Source organism: Shewanella sp. SM74 (assembly GCF_025653725.1).
GTDB classification, from domain to species: domain Bacteria; phylum Pseudomonadota; class Gammaproteobacteria; order Enterobacterales; family Shewanellaceae; genus Shewanella; species Shewanella oncorhynchi.
On record NZ_JAKKRZ010000005.1, the window covers coordinates 1 to 18,196 of the forward strand.

The 18,196-nt window shown below is 45.0% G+C and carries 14 protein-coding genes, 2 tRNA genes and 1 pseudogene; 14 read left to right on the forward strand and 3 right to left on the reverse strand.

The features are described 5' to 3' along the window. Window positions 1–164 precede the first annotated feature (164 nt). Window positions 165–240: transfer RNA gene (locus L5M49_RS06880), tRNA-Glu, on the forward strand. 118 nt (window positions 241–358) lie between these two features. Then, window positions 359–434, forward strand: a tRNA-Glu gene (locus L5M49_RS06885). Window positions 435–1,021: 587 nt separating this feature from the next. Here the strand turns inward: L5M49_RS06885 and L5M49_RS06890 are convergent. After that, window positions 1,022–2,851, reverse strand: a complete 1,830-nt coding sequence (locus L5M49_RS06890) for an ABC transporter ATP-binding protein (protein WP_113941006.1) — start codon at window positions 2,849–2,851, stop codon at window positions 1,022–1,024. 172 nt (window positions 2,852–3,023) lie between these two features. Here L5M49_RS06890 and L5M49_RS06895 point away from each other — a divergent pair, with 172 nt between their 5' ends. The 7 genes from L5M49_RS06895 (at window position 3,024) to L5M49_RS06925 (ending at window position 10,235) form a co-directional block, all read left to right on the forward strand. Then, entirely contained in the window at window positions 3,024–4,721 is a 1,698-nt protein-coding gene (locus tag L5M49_RS06895; protein WP_219253895.1) for an Ada metal-binding domain-containing protein, read from the forward strand. A gap of 45 nt (window positions 4,722–4,766) precedes the next feature. Further along, complete coding sequence (locus tag L5M49_RS06900; protein ID WP_263265703.1) at window positions 4,767–5,324, forward strand: methylated-DNA--[protein]-cysteine S-methyltransferase; 558 nt, start codon at window positions 4,767–4,769, stop codon at window positions 5,322–5,324. Between the two features lie 47 nt (window positions 5,325–5,371). Beyond that, a complete protein-coding gene (locus tag L5M49_RS06905; RefSeq protein ID WP_263265704.1) occupies window positions 5,372–6,655 on the forward strand; it encodes a DEAD/DEAH box helicase in 1,284 nt (427 codons plus the stop codon). 72 nt (window positions 6,656–6,727) lie between these two features. Beyond that, window positions 6,728–7,198, forward strand: coding sequence for a dual specificity protein phosphatase family protein (locus L5M49_RS06910; protein WP_028761083.1), 471 nt, complete (start codon window positions 6,728–6,730; stop codon window positions 7,196–7,198). 139 nt (window positions 7,199–7,337) lie between these two features. Further along, entirely contained in the window at window positions 7,338–8,237 is a 900-nt protein-coding gene (locus L5M49_RS06915) for a chemotaxis protein CheV (protein WP_028761082.1), read from the forward strand. 171 nt (window positions 8,238–8,408) lie between these two features. Beyond that, on the forward strand, window positions 8,409–9,635 hold the full coding sequence (gene sstT / locus L5M49_RS06920; RefSeq protein WP_028761081.1) for a serine/threonine transporter SstT: 1,227 nt from the start codon (window positions 8,409–8,411) through the stop codon (window positions 9,633–9,635). A 75-nt stretch (window positions 9,636–9,710) separates the two neighbouring features. After that, window positions 9,711–10,235, forward strand: a complete 525-nt coding sequence (locus tag L5M49_RS06925) for a CIA30 family protein (RefSeq protein WP_263265705.1) — start codon at window positions 9,711–9,713, stop codon at window positions 10,233–10,235. Window positions 10,236–10,407: 172 nt separating this feature from the next. Here the strand turns inward: L5M49_RS06925 and L5M49_RS06930 are convergent, their stop codons facing one another. Next, entirely contained in the window at window positions 10,408–11,787 is a 1,380-nt protein-coding gene (locus L5M49_RS06930) for a Gfo/Idh/MocA family oxidoreductase (RefSeq protein WP_263265706.1), read from the reverse strand. 670 nt (window positions 11,788–12,457) lie between these two features. Here L5M49_RS06930 and L5M49_RS06935 point away from each other — a divergent pair. From L5M49_RS06935 to L5M49_RS06945, 3 genes are all read left to right on the forward strand, one after another. Further along, complete coding sequence (locus L5M49_RS06935) at window positions 12,458–12,874, forward strand: DUF4279 domain-containing protein (protein WP_263177990.1); 417 nt, start codon at window positions 12,458–12,460, stop codon at window positions 12,872–12,874. A 143-nt stretch (window positions 12,875–13,017) separates the two neighbouring features. Next, window positions 13,018–13,485, forward strand: a complete 468-nt coding sequence (locus tag L5M49_RS06940) for a DUF3617 domain-containing protein (RefSeq protein WP_263181577.1) — start codon at window positions 13,018–13,020, stop codon at window positions 13,483–13,485. 384 nt (window positions 13,486–13,869) lie between these two features. Then, window positions 13,870–14,310 carry a hypothetical protein gene (locus L5M49_RS06945; RefSeq protein WP_131523165.1) on the forward strand — a complete coding sequence of 147 codons (441 nt, stop codon included), beginning with the start codon at window positions 13,870–13,872 and terminating at the stop codon, window positions 14,308–14,310. A 146-nt stretch (window positions 14,311–14,456) separates the two neighbouring features. Here L5M49_RS06945 and L5M49_RS06950 read toward each other — a convergent pair. Next, window positions 14,457–15,371, reverse strand: a pseudogene (locus L5M49_RS06950) (IS5 family transposase). A 425-nt stretch (window positions 15,372–15,796) separates the two neighbouring features. On the opposite strand from L5M49_RS06950, the gene L5M49_RS06955 reads away from it, so the two are divergent. Together L5M49_RS06955 and L5M49_RS06960 are read left to right on the forward strand one after the other, a co-directional pair. After that, window positions 15,797–16,039, forward strand: coding sequence for a hypothetical protein (locus L5M49_RS06955; RefSeq protein WP_028760560.1), 243 nt, complete (start codon window positions 15,797–15,799; stop codon window positions 16,037–16,039). Window positions 16,040–16,117: 78 nt separating this feature from the next. Beyond that, a complete protein-coding gene (locus L5M49_RS06960; RefSeq protein ID WP_028760559.1) occupies window positions 16,118–18,166 on the forward strand; it encodes an alpha/beta hydrolase family protein in 2,049 nt (682 codons plus the stop codon). The last annotated feature ends 30 nt before the right edge of the window (window positions 18,167–18,196 follow it).

Consider the following 18,196-nt stretch of genomic DNA (forward strand, 5'->3'; position numbering starts at 1 on the left):
GTAACAGGGGTTCGAATCCCCTAGGGGATACCATCTATATTTTATAGAGAGTGGTTCCTAGCAAATAACTAACGWGTTGTTTGGTAAGAACAAGGCATTTGCTTCCTAGCCTACTGAAGTGAATGTGTTACAAAGCTCGGTTACGAGTTAAATCATAAGTCCGGGTCCCCTTCGTCTAGAGGCCTAGGACACCGCCCTTTCACGGCGGTAACAGGGGTTCGAATCCCCTAGGGGATACCACATTTTGGTTCCTAGCAGATAACTAACGTGTTGTTTGGTAAGAACAAAGCATTTACTTCCTAGCCTACTGAAGTGAATGTGTTACAAARCTCGGTTACGAGTTAAATCATAAGTYCGGGTCCCCTTCGTCTAGAGGCCTAGGACACCGCCCTTTCACGGCGGTAACAGGGGTTCGAATCCCCTAGGGGATACCAATTTTAATCAAGGTTTATCGAAACTTTGGTTAAAGACAATAAACCACCTCAAGGTGGTTTTTTTGTGTCTAAATTTTGAGTATTAAATTGAGATCTCCCCGATTCATTTACGAGTCATACGCCCCGAGTTATTTGCCGAATTTACCCAACAATTCAAACCATCCACATTAAGATAAATAATGCTTCGAGAGGCTTACTTAGTGTGGTGAAGTCATTCTGTTCAATCGTGTGATAAAGATTATCGAAGCGTTTTCCTGCTTAACCTTGCGCTAATCCATAGCTAAAACTCACCTTTCGGATTGTTCAGTGTGTTGGCACTTTGAATGCTGCTACTTTGAATGCTGATAAGTTGAATCGTTAATCGCGATTTATCTCATGCTTCCAATCGTTCAACGAGTGAAGTTTGAAGTGAGCCGTTCTCACGGTCGCCATTGTAATAGCTGAATAGCGTATCGTTGCGGTGAATATGCGGGCGAGTGTAAGAGTGAAGCTTTGTGGGAAGAGGGCAGAATTAGGTGGAAACTTATTTGAGATAAAAAAGGCGACACTCACTGCTGAGTGTCGCCTTTCGTCATCTCACCTTTGGTTTAGTCTACACCTAAGAATCCACCGGTTTGGTGGGCCCATAATTGAGCATAAATCCCGCCTGCGGCGATGAGTTCATGGTGCGTGCCTTGCTCAACGACTCGGCCTTGATCTAATACAATTAACCTGTCCATCGCGGCAATAGTAGAAAGTCGATGGGCAATCGCGATCACTGTCTTGCCTTGCATTAATTCATACAAACTTTCTTGAATTGCAGCTTCGACTTCGGAATCTAGTGCAGATGTGGCTTCATCAAGCAGTAAAATGGGCGCATTTTTCAATAAAACCCGCGCGATGGCGATACGCTGTCTTTGGCCACCAGAGAGTTTTACGCCGCGTTCACCCACTTGGGCATCTAAGCCATGATTACCGTTAGGATCACTGAGTTCCTGAATAAAGTCATAGGCTTGAGCTTGTTTAATCGCGCGATCAAGTTGCTCTTCACTGGCACTGGGATTGCCGTAAAGAATATTCTCGCGAATGGTGCGGTGCAAGAGGGAGGTATCTTGAGTTACCATGCCAATTTGCGAACGCAGTGAATCTTGCATAACCATCTTGATGTCTTGATCATCGATATTAATCTGACCTTTTTCAACATCGTAGAATCGCATTAGTAGATTCACTAGGGTCGATTTACCCGCGCCAGAACGCCCCACTAAGCCAACTTTTTCACCTGCTTTAATATTCAAATTCAGATCTTCAATCACGCCAGTCTGCTCACCGTAATGGAAACACACTTGGTTGAAATCAATCTTGCCATGATTGACGACCAGCGCCTTGGCGTTTGGCTCATCTTGGATGATCGTTGTTTTCGATAAGGTGTTCATTCCATCGGTAACCGTGCCGATATTTTCGAATAACGAACTGATTTCCCACATTATCCACTGTGACATGCCGTTTAAGCGTAGTGCTAAACTGACCGCAATGGCGATGGCGCCGACCGTGATTGCGCTATCGGTCCATAGGGCTATCGATACTGCTGCAATACTAAAGGCCAACAGATAGTTGATGATTTGCACACTGACGCTGATGCCCGTCACTAAGCGCATTTGGCGATAAACCGTGTCTAAAAATATCCGCATACTGGATTTGGCGTATTCGGCTTCTTTCTGTGTGTGGGCGAATAGCTTCACTGTGGTGATGTTGGTATAGCTGTCGACGATACGGCCTGTCATGGTTGAGCGCGCATCGGCTTGCTCGGTAGAGACACTTTTTAGTCTAGGCACAAAGTACCATTGCAGACCAACATACAGTGCAAGCCAGACGAGCATAGGTATGACTAAGCGCAGATCAGCGCTGGCGATCATCACTAGCATAGAGGTGAAATACACTAAAATGTATACCAACACATCGAGCAATTTCATCACAGTTTCGCGCACGGCTAAGGATGTTTGCATCACTTTCGTGGCGATTCTGCCAGCAAAATCATCTTGATAAAACGATACACTTTGTTTTAGCAAATAACGGTGTGCAAGCCAGCGGATCGACATAGGATAATTGCCGAGCAAGGTTTGATGCATGATAAGCGCATGCAGTAATACCAATATTGGCATCACAATTATCACCATACCTCCCATCAGCATTAAGGTCGTGCCTTCGTCTTGGAATAAGGTTTCGGGATTTTTTTTCACAAGCCAATCAACTAATTGGCCCATGAACCCGAACAGTGACACTTCAAGCATGGCCAGCATGGCGGTCAGCACTGACATTAAGATCAGCGGCAGTTCGTAGCCCTTAGTGTAGTGGCGACAAAAAGCATAAACCCCTGTGGGTGGTTTAGTGGGTTCATCATCGGGTAGGGCTTCAACCCAGGATTCAAATCGTTTAAACATGAATTAACTCTATGGTGAGATAAAAAATAGTCGGCTCTAGCATATAGGATTTCATGCCCTAAAAGCATTGAAATGATTGAGTTCCGTTTTCCGCTAGTGCTACATGCTAGTTTTACGTAAAGTAATGAACAAGAAATTAATTGTGAGCGAATATTGTCGGGCGTGATGAAAAATGAGTGCAGATAGAGTGTCTAAGAGTGCGATTAAGCGTGATGAAATAGATTCGGTGCATTCACTGGAGTCCAGTGCGGGGCTACTTTCTGCGTCCATTTGCCGTGAGGCGAGGATGAGCCGCGATCCGCGTTTTGATGGTAAGTTTTTTGTGGGCGTATTAACGACAGGCATTTATTGCCGAACTGTGTGTCCCGCCGTCGCGCCAAAAGAGCAAAATGTGCGTTATTTTGATTCGGCCGTGAAAGCTGCACAGGCAGGATTACGCCCGTGTTTACGTTGTCGGCCCGACAGTGCGCCGGGATCGAATCCTTGGAAGGGGACTGGCACAACATTAGCGAGGGCCATTAGTTTAATCGAAGCGGGCGCCTTAGCTGGAAAATCATCGGGAGAGCCAGCCTCGACAGTAACACAATTGGCTGACAGATTAGGGATCAGCAGTCGTTATCTCAATAAGCTCTTTACCGAAGGCTTTGGCACTTCGCCAAAACAATATGCCTTATATCGGCAGTTACTGTTTGCTAAACAATTATTGCACCAAACCCAATTACCTATCACTCAAGTCGCGATGGCGGCGGGTTTCAACAGTATTCGCCGTTTCAATGAGGCGTTTAAGCAAACCTTGCAATTGACGCCGACGCAGTTAAGAAAGAGTGCATTAACCAAAGCGGCAAAGGAGTCCATGAGTGAGCCATCAACAGGATTAGGTGAGATTGATACTATGGGTGAATTTGTGCCGCACTATGGATTAACCTTGTATCAGTATTATCGGCCGCCATTGGATTGGGCATCACAGCTGGCGTTTTATCGATTACGTGCGGTAACAGGGATGGAATGGTTCGCGCTGCAGACGAGTCATCCACAAGTGAGCGATGCTGCTCAGGTTACTGATGATACCCACGTTGCCGCTAAAGCCAAAGCTGGCGATAATGGGCTCGAATATGGTCGCTGTTTTGCCCTAGGTAAGATGCGCGGCACAGTGCACATTATCCATGAGCCTAAGCTAAATCGCTTCAAACTCGCGATAATGTTGACCGAAGACTCTCCTGTCGATGAGCTGCAATTGCTGGTCACTGAAGTGCGACGCATTTTAGATCTCGATGCGGATATGCTGCAGATTGAACAAGGCTTAAGTGCGCTACCAAGTTTAGGATTAACACCGTTTTCGGGATTACGCATTCCCGGTGCAGGCTCCTTATTTGAGGCGGCCTGCCGTGCGATTTTAGGCCAGCAAGTGACGGTAGTGCAGGCGACTAAGCTACTTAATCAATTAGTTGAAGCCTATGGCGAACGCTTTAGTCTCAATGGTTGCGAGTATCGTTTATTTCCTACACCCGAGGTCATTCGTGAGGCGAGTCTAACAGAGCTAAAAATGCCCGGCGCTCGTAAGTTAGCCCTCAATGCGCTCGCGGCGTTTATCTGTGATCATCCTGAGGCGAGTGTCGATGATTGGCTCAGCGTTAAGGGCATAGGTCCTTGGACAATCGCGTATGCTAAGCTCCGTGGTTTGGGCGATCCCAATGTGTTTTTGCATACCGATTTGATTGTTAAAAAGCATTTACTTGCTTTGTATGGCAAGACCCATAGGCTAGAAGAAGCCGCTGCGGGTGCAGTCAACTACCCGCAGCTGTGCCAGCAACTGAGTCAAGAAATCGCGCCTTGGGGCAGTTATTTAACTTTTCAGCTTTGGCATCAATAGCGACTAAAACGATCTAAGTTGAAGACATAAATAGAGAGATAAATTATGAAACATGCGATTCGTCAATTGAGCCAAGCGCCGAGTATTGCTGCGTATCAGCCTTGTGCCGTAGATACTTTTATGAGTCCTGCCGGAATATTGCAGTTAAATGCCAATGCCTATGGGCTGAGTCATTTAACGGTTGTCGGCTCGGATCGCACTGAGATTGCGCTTGCTAAGGTGAGTGAGGATGCCCTCAATCAAGCTAAGGCACATATTAGTGAAACTCAAGTGCAGCTCGCGCGTTATTTTGCAGGTGAACTAATTGAATTTAATGTAAAGCTCGCACCTAAAGGCACTGAATTTCAGCGTGAAGTTTGGCAAGCTTTGCTCAATGTAGATTATGGTCAGAGCTGCAGCTATGGGCAGATTGCCGAGCAAATTGGTCGGCCTAAGGCGGTGCGCGCCGTGGGCGCGGCTAATGGCGCCAATCCCATTGCGATTATCGTGCCTTGCCATAGAGTGATAGGCAAAAATGGCAAGTTAACGGGTTACGCCTATGGGCTTGCGATGAAACAGCAGTTATTAACGCTGGAAACTGCCAAGCATTGCCTCGATATTTAAGCTAGAATAGCCGCCTATTAAGATATTGGTGAGCAGTTAAACTTTCTATGACTCAGGCTTCTTCCTCTGCGGCAAGCTTTGCCCAACTCGGCATTATTGCACCCTTGCTAAATCGATTAACCGAATTAGCGTATGTTTCGCCCACACCAGTACAGGCGGCGACGATCCCCGCTGTGCTTGCGGGGCGCGATGTGTTAGCCGGTGCTAATACGGGCTCGGGTAAAACGGCAGCCTTTGCCGTGCCGCTGTTGCAACAACTTGTTGAAGCAAAAACTGATGATAAGACCGGCGTTTATGTTCGTTGTTTGGTCTTAGTCCCAACCCGTGAATTAGCACAACAAGTCGCCGACAGCTTTTTATCCTATGCCTCACATCTTAATGGCAAGCTAAAAATTGTCGCTGCGTTTGGCGGTGTGTCGGTGAATGCGCAAATGCAGAGTCTACGCTCTGGCGCCGACGTCCTCGTAGCAACGCCGGGTCGTTTGTTAGATCTGTTGTCCAGTAATGCCATCAAACTCAATCGTGTCAGCGCCTTAGTGCTCGATGAAGCTGACCGCATGTTAAGCCTTGGTTTTACTGAAGAATTAGCTCAAGTGCTCGACGCTTTGCCCGTCAAGAAACAAACCTTATTATTCTCAGCGACATTCCCTGAAGAGGTCCGTGAGTTAACGGCAAAACTGCTTAATAATCCACTTGAATATCAATTGCAAAGTGAGCAAGAAAGCACGATTCATCAGCGGGTGATCACGGTTAATCGTCCGATGAAAACCGCATTATTGGCGCATCTGATTAAAGAACATCAGTGGTCACAGGCGTTGATCTTCGTGAGTGCCAAAAATACCTGTAATCACTTAGCGCAAAAGCTGTCTAAACGTGGGATCACTGCCGAAGTATTCCATGGCGATAAAGCCCAAGGTGCGCGTATGCGGGTGCTCGATGGCTTTAAAAATGGCGAGATCAGTGTGTTAATTGCGACCGATATTGCCGCCCGTGGTATCGATATCGATAAACTGCCTGTGGTGATCAACTTTGATTTACCAAGGAGCCCTGCAGATTATATGCATCGTATTGGCCGTAGTGGCCGCGCCGGTGAAGCAGGCTTAGCCGTGACCTTGATTTCCCATGAGGATTATCACCACTTTGGCGTGATAGAGAAAAAGAACAAACTTAAGTTAGTGCGTGAGCAAATTGTCGGTTTTGAAGCCGATGATGAAATGCCAGCCGAACTGTTAGAACAAGCTAAACCTGTCGCCAAGCCTGAAGGTATGGGTAAAAAAAAACGTAAACAGTTACCGCCTGCCAATGCTGAATTTTGGGGTAAAAAATCTTAAGTCGTTGGAAACAAGCTATTCTTAGCTTATCTCTGGCGTTCCTTGTCATCTCACTTGTCGTAGGTAAGGTTTATGCAACACTTATTCTGGTTAGTTGAAGGTAAAGTCGCAGGGCGCAGTGGCCCTAATAAAGATCCTTGGGATTTACAAGCGCTCAAAGAGGCCGGTATTGGTGCCATTCTGTCGGTCAATGGGGGCGAGGGCTGCGAGCCGAGTGCGTTTAAGCAGCTTGATTTACGTTACGAATGTATTCCCTTTTCGCGCAATGTGCCGCCCCAAGATGGGGATGTGGCGATTTGTGTCGCTCAGTTGCCCAAGGCACTCGCCTTTATTCAGCAATGTGAAGCCGATGAGCTGCCTGTAGTGATCCATTGTCGCTCTGGCAAGGATCGCACCAGTCTTATCATGGCCTATTACTTGATGGTCAATGGTGCAGCGCCACTACATGCGGTGAGCCAAGTTCGTAATATTCGCGATATCGCTTTTACTGCCGAAGGTTGGGATCAATTCGCCTTTGATGTCTTGTACGCATTACAAGACTAAGCACTTGTCGGCGATTGGCATCGAACCTATTAATAAATAGGTAATAATAGTTTCATTCGTTTGACCTTAGTCATCAAAATTTTACTGTGTTAAGGTTAAGCTATCCGAAGGTTGTTTTTAGTGAGTTATTTATCTAATTATGAAAAGTAAGGCAAGTCAGTCACAGGGATTACTACTGTTTCGGTTATCACAGACTCAAGTGTTTGCCTTAGGCACGTTGAAAGTGCGTGAGCTGGTGCCGTACACACAGCTAAGCAAAATTCCCCAATCTCATCCGACGATTCTTGGCGCTTCAACTATTCGTGGCCATACGATTCCTATCATAGATATGGCGGCTGCGATTGGTTATCGGCCGATAGCTCCTGAAGAGCGGGAAAAATGCTACATCATCATCACTGACTGTCAGCGGATGATCATTGGCTTTTTAGTGCGTGGTATCGATAAGATTATTGAATGTAATTGGCGCGATATTGAGGCGCCTTCTGCTAATTTGGGTAAGAATGCCTACTTGACTGGCGTGACTCGTTTTGAGGACCAGTTAGTACAATTACTCGATGTTGAGTTATTGCTGTCGAAAATTTTCCCGAATAACCCACAGGCAAATCGGGCAATCTTGACCGATGTGCAGCGTGAGAAACTCAAACCCATGAATATCCTGTTAGTGGATGATTCTAAGGTGGCACGTAAACAGTTATCCGACGCCCTTGATATGATCAACATCCCTTATCGAGTGACCGCCGACGGTAAAGAAGCCTTAGTCATGATGGAACAAGCGGCACTAGAGCATCACCCCATAGATATTCTGGTGAGTGATATCGAGATGCCGGGACTAGATGGTTATGAACTGGCGTTTGAGGTGCGTGATAATCCACTGACTGCCAAGGCATACATCATTTTACACACGTCTTTATCCAGCGAAATAAGCGTGAGTCAGGCCCACCAAGTGGGGGCAAATGAAGCGCTGACTAAGTTCGATGCCCACGAGTTGATTGATGCTATGTTGCGTGGTGCCGATTTAGCCATGAAGCAGCGCCAATAAGGCGCTTGTTAGTTTTTTGTATGCTTTTTGCGGGACAAGGGTAATTTAGTTAGCTTATTTCCCCGCAAAACTAGACAAGTCTAGTCACATCCTATAAAAACCTTATTGGCCTCATTTCCGAAGGTGCGCGTTGGGGATCTCAACCGAAATATAATAACGACAGGTTAAACCATGAAACAAGAATCATCATTATTAGCTAAGTTGGCTAATGGCAGTCTCGTATTACAAATCTTATTAGGGATTATCGCTGGTGTGGTGTTAGCGAGTTTTTCACCCGATAGCGCAAAAGATATCGCCTTCTTAGGCAGTTTATTCGTTGGAGCACTAAAAGCGATTGCTCCAATACTGGTATTTATCTTAGTAGCATCGTCGATTGCCAATCAAAAGAAAAATACGCAAACCAATATGCGCCCAATTGTGATCCTGTATTTATTGGGGACCTTTGCCGCTGCGTTAACTGCTGTGATTTTAAGCTCTATTTTCCCCACGACTTTAGTTTTGGTTGCTGGTGTGGAAGGCACAAGTCCTCCACAAGGTATTGGTGAAGTGATCAATACCTTATTATTTAAATTGGTTGATAATCCAGTGAATGCGTTAATGACGGGCAACTATATTGGTATTCTTGCTTGGGGTGTGGGTTTAGGTTTAGCCTTACATCATGCTAGCGATTCGACTAAGCAAGTATTTGCCGACATGAGCCACGGCATTTCGCAAATGGTGCATTTCATTATTCGTTTAGCACCTATTGGTATCTTTGGTTTAGTTGCTGCGACGTTTGCTGAAACCGGTTTTGCCGCAATTGCGGGTTATGCGCAGTTATTGGCAGTGTTATTAGGTGCGATGGCCATTATTGCCTTAATCGTTAATCCTTTAATTGTTTACGTGAAGATTAAACGCAATCCCTATCCGTTGGTATTTCGTTGTTTGCGTGAAAGTGGCGTTACAGCATTTTTCACCCGCTCGAGTGCGGCGAATATTCCGGTGAATATGGCGCTGTGTGAAAAATTAAATCTGCATGAAGACACTTACTCAGTCTCTATTCCCTTAGGTGCCACCATTAATATGGGCGGCGCGGCGATCACTATTACGGTATTGACCTTAGCTGCGGCGCATACCTTGGGCATTCAAGTCGATTTACTCACCGCATTGTTATTGAGCGTTGTAGCCGCTATTTCGGCTTGCGGCGCCTCGGGTGTGGCGGGTGGTTCATTACTGTTGATCCCACTGGCTTGTAGCTTGTTTGGTATTTCTAATGATGTCGCCATGCAAGTAGTCGCTGTCGGCTTTATTATTGGTGTGGTTCAAGATGCTGCCGAAACCGCATTGAACAGCTCAACTGACGTTATCTTTACCGCTGCTGCTTGTGAAGCCGCTGAGAATAAAGCTAAACTGAGTTAACGAGTGCTGTTATTCGTATTGAAAAGTATTATGGAAGCAGTCACTTAGGTGGCTGCTTTTTTTATGGGAGTCGTTATGATCTTTTTTGATTTTAGAGTGCTAGATGCCGCAAAGCCCTGGTATGGAATAAATGACACTGTGATGGGCGGTTTGTCTCGCAGTAAGATGACGGTGTCACCTTTAGGCTATGGTGAGTTTAGCGGCCATGTGTCGCTGGCAAATGGCGGCGGGTTTGCTTCAGTGCGTTGTGAGTTTAGCCCTATAGATGTCAGTGGATTTACTGGGATCTATGTCGAACTCGATGGCGACCGACCTAAAGATTATAAAGTGAATTTAAAGGATGTCGACACACCCCAAAGCACGGTTTATCAAGCGCCTATGCCCGCGCCAAGCCATCAAACGTTTGGTGTGAGTGGCGCTAGAGTCTTGAATTGGCAGCGGATAGAAATTCCCTTCAGTGACTTCTTGCCCCAATGTCGGGGTAAATCGATTTCCCGAGTGGCAATAGATTTAAGCCAAGTCTGTAGTCTAGGGTTAGTGATTGGTGCCCAGCAGAGTGGTGATTTTTCTTTGAAAATCAAAGAAATTGGCTACTATTAGCGTTTATAGTTGGTTTCTTATCATGAGTTTTTTGCCCCTAATTGCTTGTCCCTAATTGCTTGCTATTGATGGTGCGGGCATCTCTAGGCTTCATTTAAGAAAAAGGATAAGGCCGAGGCACTTATCCTTATGGTGGGCAGGGCAAAGTTGTGAGTTTGGCGAAAGCTGCTACTTATGCGCCTACAATCCCTAAGGGTTTGGCCGTTTGCCACGCGCCGCGGGTAAAATCTGGGAAGGTGACTGAGTTACTGCGGTCATTGACTGAATGTTCACTTAAGATATTCACCACCGACCAAGACGCTGCATCGTACACATCCTGATCTAAGGCCTCGCCATTGCGCAGGCAATAAATCATGCGCCATAACATCACAAAATCCATGCCGCCGTGGCCGCCGTTAATCTCAGCTTCTTTGCCTATGCGTTGCCACAGAGGGTGATCATATTTGTCATACCACTTTTGCATGTCCATATCCCACTCGTGGTAACTTTGACCAAAGCCACCATTTTCGACGGCGATACGATTCGGGAAACCCGCAAACACGCCATTTGTCCCTTGGATTAAATTGTGGCGACTGTAAGGTCTTGGGCTCGTCGTGTCATGCTGCACCATGATGGTCCGGCCCTTAACTGTTTTAATCAGGCTGGTATTGATATCGCCATTGATGTACTTGAGCTGATTACGCTCATGATCGGCGGGGAATTCACGTTTAGCATAGATCGCACGGCCAAGGGCTGGGGAACTCATCGAGGTTAGATAATCAAATCTATCACCGCGGTTGATGTTCATATACTGGGAAACTGGCCCTAAACCGTGGGTCGGGTACAAGTTACCGTTGCGCTTGGTATGCCAATAAGTTCGCCATGAGCCCGTCTTATGGTCGATTTCCTTCATCTGCCAGCGTAGCTCGTGGATATAAGCGGCTTCACCGTGGAGCAACTCACCAAACACACCTTGGCGTACCATGTTGAGAACCATAAGTTCTTCACGGCCGTAGTTGACGTTTTCCATCATCATGCAGTTTTTCTGAGTGCGTTCGGCGGTATCTACAATTTGCCAGCATTCCTCTACTGTGAGTGCTAACGGTACTTCGACAAAGGCATGTTTACCGCTTTCCATCGTCTCTATCGCCATAGGTGCGTGCCATTCCCATGGAGTAGAAATGATCACAATATCAATATCATCGCGGCTTAAGAGATCGCGATAGCTCAGGTCATTACCAGTATAGACTGCCGGTTTTGGCCGATTCTGTTTAACGATATGATCCACGGCTCTGTCCAGCACCGCTAGGTGAGTATCACAAATAGCTTTAAGTTCAACGCCTTCTAAATGACAGAATTGCTCGACATGGCTAAAGCCACGCTCGCCAACACCGATAAAGCCAACTCGAACCACGTCCATCTTGGGTGCTATGAGTCCGATAACGGATTTACCCGCTTGCGGTTTAGGGGCGACACTACTGGCGTAGGCGTTGAGGGCAATATTGGCTGTGACGAGTCCGGCGGTAGCTGCACCCGCTGCTTTAAGAAAGTGACGACGATGAATGTTATGCATAGCGCTTCCTGCTTTATTTTTGTTTTGTAGGGATATTGAAATATCACTTGGTCTTATTTGTGCGGTAATTCACCTATGGGTTATATCAGAAACCCTATTAAAATTGGCAATAAAAGATGTAACAAGCTCCTATAAGTCCATTTGATATATGAAATGCGCACGTTATGGGGTTATGTAAAGATTTTAAAAAAAACAATTTCTTGAGTTATTTTTGTTGCGAGTTCATCAATATGATCAAACCAAACTAAAAAACGAAAGTGGGCAATATATGGAGCATATTCATACCAAAGGATTGAGTTCTAGATTTGTAGAAATAACGCTACAGCCCCCTTGTGCTTAACTCTTCAACAAGAGTCGTAGAAACTGGAAGAGATACAATTGTATCTAAATTGCTTGTTTGTGAGTGCTTTCTGTCAATACACGTGCGTGTTATCTCAAACATCTAAATCTAAAAATATTTAAAATTAAACACTTACAGGTTACCGTTTTAGGATAATTGGTCTGGAAAACGCGCATGCGTGTCTTTCTGATGGATTCTTGTATATGAAAAGCGGTAGAAAGCTGATAACTTCTAGTTAATACAAATAGTTAAGTGTGTGCGTTTTTATTTTGCTATGGACGCCAACGCTACGCTGCATTGGCGCTTTTTAGCTCAGCATTAGGGACTTTTATGGGTGCATTTGAATATTCACAAGCCACTCTTCGGATCTTCGGGGATGATTTGATACCTGAAGACGTATCAAATTTACTTGGTGGTACAGCAACTAAAAGTAAAAAGAAAGGTGATGAAGATGTCAGCAAAACCAGTGGAAAAGTGCGGATTGCCAAAACGGGTAGCTGGCATTTTCAGGCTAAAAAGAGAGAGCCAGAAGACCTAAACGCGCAGATTGGAGCAATTTTATCCCAGCTAACAAGTGACTTAGCGATATGGGAAAAGCTTTACCAAAGCTACAAAGTTGACATGTTCTGCGGCTTGTTTATGGGCAACTGGAATGATGGTTTGAGCTTGTCACCTGAAATCATGCTGGCACTTGGTCAACGTAGAATTGTTTTAAGTTTAGATGTTTATAGTGGGTCGGACGATTAAGATGGTTGTCGCCCCTAAAAACAAATGTTAAAGCCAGCAAAATTGCTGGCTGCGACCTCAACCCGCAGCACGACTTTGCGTGCTAAATTTGGGCGCTAGGCACTAAAACCTTACTTGTTTTTCATTAATTAAAGGAATAATAAATGACCCACCTAATTACTAAAGTGATGTTAACTGGACTCATAGTGGCATCAACTCATCTTCACGCTGAAAACTATGACTTCAAACCGGGTTTATGGGAAACCACTTGGAAATCAGAAATAGTAGAAATAGACGCACCTCCTGAAATGGAGAAAATGATGCGGAGCATGGCCAAAAGGCATGATTACACGGAAACTGAATGCATAAATGACATCGCCTCTGCACTTGATTTAGAGCCTGAAGAAAATGAAGGCGAAGAATGCCAAACCAACAGCAATTGGATCAGTGCTAACAAGATGGTGTTTGAAACATCATGCACTAGCCCTGATGGTGCATCTAAAGCAGTGGGTGAAATGCGTTTCAATGGGAAAACGTTCACTTCTAAGCTTGAAGTGACAACCTCTGAAGAGTCAATGAAAATCAAGTCGAAACTCGTTGGCAATGGAAAATATATTGGCGCTTGTGACTAAGTGCCATACAAACTCTTCAACTTGACGCATAACGGTTAGCAAGGATGTTATGAGGGCAGTTAGTAATATAGAGGGGATTTATTGGACTTTTGCTGACATTGCCAGTTGGTCTGTTTGGCTGCCGTTCTCATTTTATCGACGTCTATACAGCGCGGTGTTTTTATTCAGCTCGCTAGATAAGTCTTTTAGCTGCCTTTACTTTAGCGATAAGTAAATAGTGATAAAGATCGCGTTTTTATTTTTAGATTGAGCTACACTGCCGATTAATTAGTCAAAGGTATTTATCTTTTATATTTTAAACATTTAGCAAATTTAAATTAACCAAAAAGTTACATTTGACGGGCGATTTGAAGTAATTTGCTGCTGTGGGGAGTAAAGAGTTAAATGGGTTCTATGCTTAATGTACTACCACAACTGACATTCACTTTAGGTGATTGGGTATTGCATAAGGATATCAGGATGTCTGGGATTGAAAAACGCCGTCGCCTTCATTGGCGGGAGACAGATATGCAAAATCGTGAAATTATAGGTCGTTGGTTAGATGGGCGTCCTTTATTGGGTGACAAAATTACCCTCTATAAAGAAGACGATAAATATTTTTTAGAAACTTGGTTTAGTGATGGCTGCCATAGTTTAGATGAAGTTTATATGACGCAAACTCCTGAGGGCCATAAGCTGGAAGATGTTGGCGGCAATTTTTTCGGTGAATTCTTTATCGTGACATCGTCACAGCAATTACAATTTTGTAATGAGCAGGGCTGTTATTTCCAAGCAGAAAAATTAGCGGCTGATGTCGATTTTGGTCAAGGTATACGCGTCGCTTAAACGACGACAGTCGAATCCGTAAATAACGAAGGTCGCACGATAGCTAAGAGCTAAGTCGCGACCTTTTGCTTTTATGGGATTGTAACGAGTGGAGGCTTTGTTTTCTTATTAGGTCGGCAAACAAAGACCTCTAACATGAACAAATATCAAACAACATATTCAGTTTCAGGCATACCTAGCCCTGTTAGCTTGTTCAACGCTTTGATCATGACGTAAGTTTCACCTACTTGTTAGGCATTGTAAGTTCTCATGTCAATCGTCCACCGAGTAGCTGCTTGATTCGATACATGGCGGTTTCCGAGATGAAGCCGCGATGGTAACCATAGCGCTTCTTCCACTTTTTATTTGAACCATAAAGTTTCTGAAAGCTCACGGTTTAATTGCGTAAATACCCTTACTCCGCCATCACGTGGCAGGATGAGGGTAAATGTCCGTTTGCGACGGATTACTTCATGGCACTCTCGTGAATCATAGGCACTATCGCCAGAGATATTGCTGATTTTCCGGTAAGTTTGTTTGAGTAAATTAAGTATCACTTCTGCGTCAGTCAGATTTGATAAACTGAGTTCTGCGGCAATAATTTCGTAACTATGCATATCCACTGTGATATGCAGTTTACGCCACACCTGGCGCTTCCCATACGTGTCATGCTTTTTAACTTTCCACTCGTCTTTGCCATAGACTTTCAAGCCCGTCGAGTCGATAGCTAAGTGCTCAATGGTGCCTCTGGTCTTGGTTATGAAAGTACATTGACGCTTTTTGCTCGCTTACCGACGCAGGTGTAATGAGGGTAAGATAGTTGAGATGTCGCCTAGTTTAAACACTGAATTGATAATGCCTTGCAGGGCTCGCAGTAGCATAGAGAAAACACGTTTAACCATCAATGCGTTGGTAATGGTTAAGTCACTAAACAAGCGGGGACGGTCTTTCTTGCAACGTTCAGTTTTCGCTTTCCACATTGCGATAGCTTCTTCATCAATCCAGAAGGTAAGCGAACCAAGGTTTATCAAAGCGTGGTTGTAGCGTTTCCAGTGAGTAATTTTGTAGTTAGGGTTTGGCACGATTGATAGGGAATAAAATGGATTATGCCGATCAGCAGCCAGTGTTTTAGTTCAATCGATTTAGGAAACAAAGCTACACGCTTATTGTCACTTGTGCGACTCACATTAGTGATAGTAGTTGTGCACGAATATCGCTTCAGTAAAGTACAACAAAGTAAGATAACGCATGGTCTACGAGCCTTTTCTCTGATTTAGCTAATGCAGAAATATCGTTGAACCATAAATGCAATGAAAATGAAAGAGTACATTCCTGACCAATTAGACCATGTCAATAATATATTTGGTATTATGCTCTAGCTTTCGGATTTATTTAGATTTCACTGTTGGAGTTGACATTTAGTTGTTAACCTTCAACAATCGCTCTCCCGTTTTTTTACATAACTTTACAAACATGTTGATCACATGTAATGGAGCTTGAAATCCGGATGTCTTGGCAGGAAAAAGCCCACTGGCTTGAGAAAATCACTAAGCGCATGATGTTGATCGTGGGTATCTTAGGGTTGGTTGTGATTTATTGCGGTTTCTTTTTTCTGCTCTTTAGTGGCCGCTCTGTGGCCGTGATCCCATGGTTTTTTCTTATCTCACCTTGGGTGTGTATTTATTTTGGTTTAACGCAAGTACAACAAGTGCAAGTGGTAAATTGGTTCTTAAAAAAATTTAAAAAATAACTAATTTACACATAACTCATTTCTGCAAGTTCATATTTTGTTTCGGTTTGTGCAGTTGGCAAACATTGGGGAGAAACAATGAAGCTACATGGATATTTATGGATGCTGGGGGGCTTATTTTGTTTAGGTGCTTGCGAGCGCTCGAACAAAGAGACGCCGCATCTTAGTGATAATGGCGCGCGCATAGTTGCGCCCTATGGTAGTTGGCAGTCTCCGCTATCGGCGACTGAAGTTTTTGAGCAGGCCGATAATGTGGCTGAGTTGCAAAGCGTTGATGGTGCTATTTATTTCTCTGAATCTGATGGTGAAAAACAAGGCCAAGTCGGGATCAAACGCCTCGACCAACGTGGAAAAATTACCGACATAGTGCCGCCTGCGTTTAATGTAAAATCCGCCGTTCATGAATACGGTGGTGCCGCCTTTTTGGGGATTGGTCAGAGTCTGTTTGCCACTAAGGCACAGGACCAACTGTTTTATCGTTTTGCCCCTAATCAACCCCCTTTGCCTTTAACGCCAAATGGTACTCGCCATGCAGATTGTATTGCTTACCCCAAAGGGTCGAGGATTATCTGTGTGCGCGAAGATCATCGTCAAGCGGGTGAGCCTAAGGCGAGTCTTGTTACCATTAATCTTAATTTTGCCGGTGAAGGCGATACCTTTGTTTCGGGCCATGACTTTATTTCTTCGCCAGCCATCTCGCCCGATAACAGCCAACTGGCGTGGATCACGTGGGAACATCCCTATATGCCATGGGATAATAGCGTGCTCTGGCTTGGGGATCTGGACCGTAAAGGGCAATTACACAATATTCGTAAGGTAAACACGCCCGCGGACTCTTCGGTGTCGCAGCCGTTATTTAGTCCTGATGGACAATTGTATGTCGTATCGGATATCAGTAACTGGTGGAATATCTATAGAGTCACGGCACAAAATACCTTAGACCCAGTGCTAAAGAAAAAGGCCGAGTTTGCGGTGGCTGATTGGTATTTAGGCAATCATAACTATGCCTTTGAATCCGAAAAAACGATTATTGCCAGTTATATGCTTGGTAGTCAGGCCGTTTTAATTCGATTGCATCTAGATTCAGGCCTGACCGAATCTTTGGCCGTCGACTTTGGTGAAATCACCCAAGTGATCCGAGGGGAAGATGCTGTTTATTTTGTCGGCGCTAAGGCGACGCCAGAGAAGGGCATTTATAAAGTGATCGGTCGTGGTACTGAGTTGGTGTATACCCCTAACTTACCAAAACTTAATCCCAATTATATCTCCCGTGCTAAAAATATTACTTTTAAAACTGGTGCTAACCAGCAAGCTTACGGTTATTTTTATGGTCCGGTTAACCCCAACTATACTGCGCCTAATGATACCCGTCCGCCCTTGATTGTAATGTTACACGGCGGTCCTACGGCGCGGGCGAGTCTGGCTTATCGCAGTGATATTCAATTTTGGACCAGCCGAGGTTTTGCGGTTCTCGATGTTAATTTCCGTGGCAGCAGTGGTTTTGGCCGTGCTTACCGTCAAAGTATCTACGGAAAATGGGGCCAAGTTGATGTGGAAGATGCGGTCAATGCGGCCCGGTATTTAGTTGATAAAGGTTGGGTTGATGGACAAAAGCTGGCGATTCGAGGTGTTAGCGCTGGTGGGTTAACTGTGATGTCGTCCTTGGCATTTTATGATGTATTTCAAGCGGGGGTGAGCTATGCGGGGATCAGTGACTTTGAACAGCTCGCCAAGAGTACCCATAAATTCGAGACTGGCTACTTAGATCTGCTTATCGGCCCCTATGGTGAAAATCAAGCCCGTTATAGGGAGCTGTCGCCCCTGCATCACCTTGAAGGATTGAATGAGCCTTTATTAATTTTTCAAGGATTACGTGACCAAATCGTACCACCACAGCAGTCGCGGCAGATTTATGAGGCATTGAAAGTGAGAGGCGTACCCACGGCTTATATCGCTTATCAGGATGAACCCCACGGCGGTTGGAAACCTGAGCACAAGGCCGCAGGATTAGAAACTGAGCTGGCATTTTATGGGCAAGTGTTTAACTTTACCCCTGCGGGTAAGCTTGCAACACTGGTACTGGATAACGCCGCGGCGCTAAAGCCAACCATAGTGAGAAGCCAATAACGCAGTATTTACCGTTATTGAACTTGGCCA

Excerpts from the sequence above, each read along its gene's own strand:
- L5M49_RS06895 (WP_219253895.1), top strand. The coding sequence starts at position 3,024 with ATGAGTGCAGATAGAGTGTCTAAGAGTGCGATTAAGCGTGATGAAATA.
- L5M49_RS06960 (WP_028760559.1), top strand. The coding sequence starts at position 16,118 with ATGAAGCTACATGGATATTTATGGATGCTGGGGGGCTTATTTTGTTTA.
- L5M49_RS06900 (WP_263265703.1), top strand. The coding sequence starts at position 4,767 with ATGAAACATGCGATTCGTCAATTGAGCCAAGCGCCGAGTATTGCTGCG.
- L5M49_RS06940 (WP_263181577.1), top strand. The coding sequence starts at position 13,018 with ATGACCCACCTAATTACTAAAGTGATGTTAACTGGACTCATAGTGGCA.
- L5M49_RS06930 (WP_263265706.1), bottom strand. The coding sequence starts at position 11,787 with ATGCATAACATTCATCGTCGTCACTTTCTTAAAGCAGCGGGTGCAGCT.
- L5M49_RS06905 (WP_263265704.1), top strand. The coding sequence starts at position 5,372 with ATGACTCAGGCTTCTTCCTCTGCGGCAAGCTTTGCCCAACTCGGCATT.
- L5M49_RS06935 (WP_263177990.1), top strand. The coding sequence starts at position 12,458 with ATGGGTGCATTTGAATATTCACAAGCCACTCTTCGGATCTTCGGGGAT.
- L5M49_RS06925 (WP_263265705.1), top strand. The coding sequence starts at position 9,711 with ATGATCTTTTTTGATTTTAGAGTGCTAGATGCCGCAAAGCCCTGGTAT.
- sstT (WP_028761081.1), top strand. The coding sequence starts at position 8,409 with ATGAAACAAGAATCATCATTATTAGCTAAGTTGGCTAATGGCAGTCTC.
- L5M49_RS06945 (WP_131523165.1), top strand. The coding sequence starts at position 13,870 with ATGGGTTCTATGCTTAATGTACTACCACAACTGACATTCACTTTAGGT.
- L5M49_RS06915 (WP_028761082.1), top strand. The coding sequence starts at position 7,338 with ATGAAAAGTAAGGCAAGTCAGTCACAGGGATTACTACTGTTTCGGTTA.
- L5M49_RS06890 (WP_113941006.1), bottom strand. The coding sequence starts at position 2,851 with ATGTTTAAACGATTTGAATCCTGGGTTGAAGCCCTACCCGATGATGAA.
- L5M49_RS06910 (WP_028761083.1), top strand. The coding sequence starts at position 6,728 with ATGCAACACTTATTCTGGTTAGTTGAAGGTAAAGTCGCAGGGCGCAGT.
- L5M49_RS06955 (WP_028760560.1), top strand. The coding sequence starts at position 15,797 with ATGTCTTGGCAGGAAAAAGCCCACTGGCTTGAGAAAATCACTAAGCGC.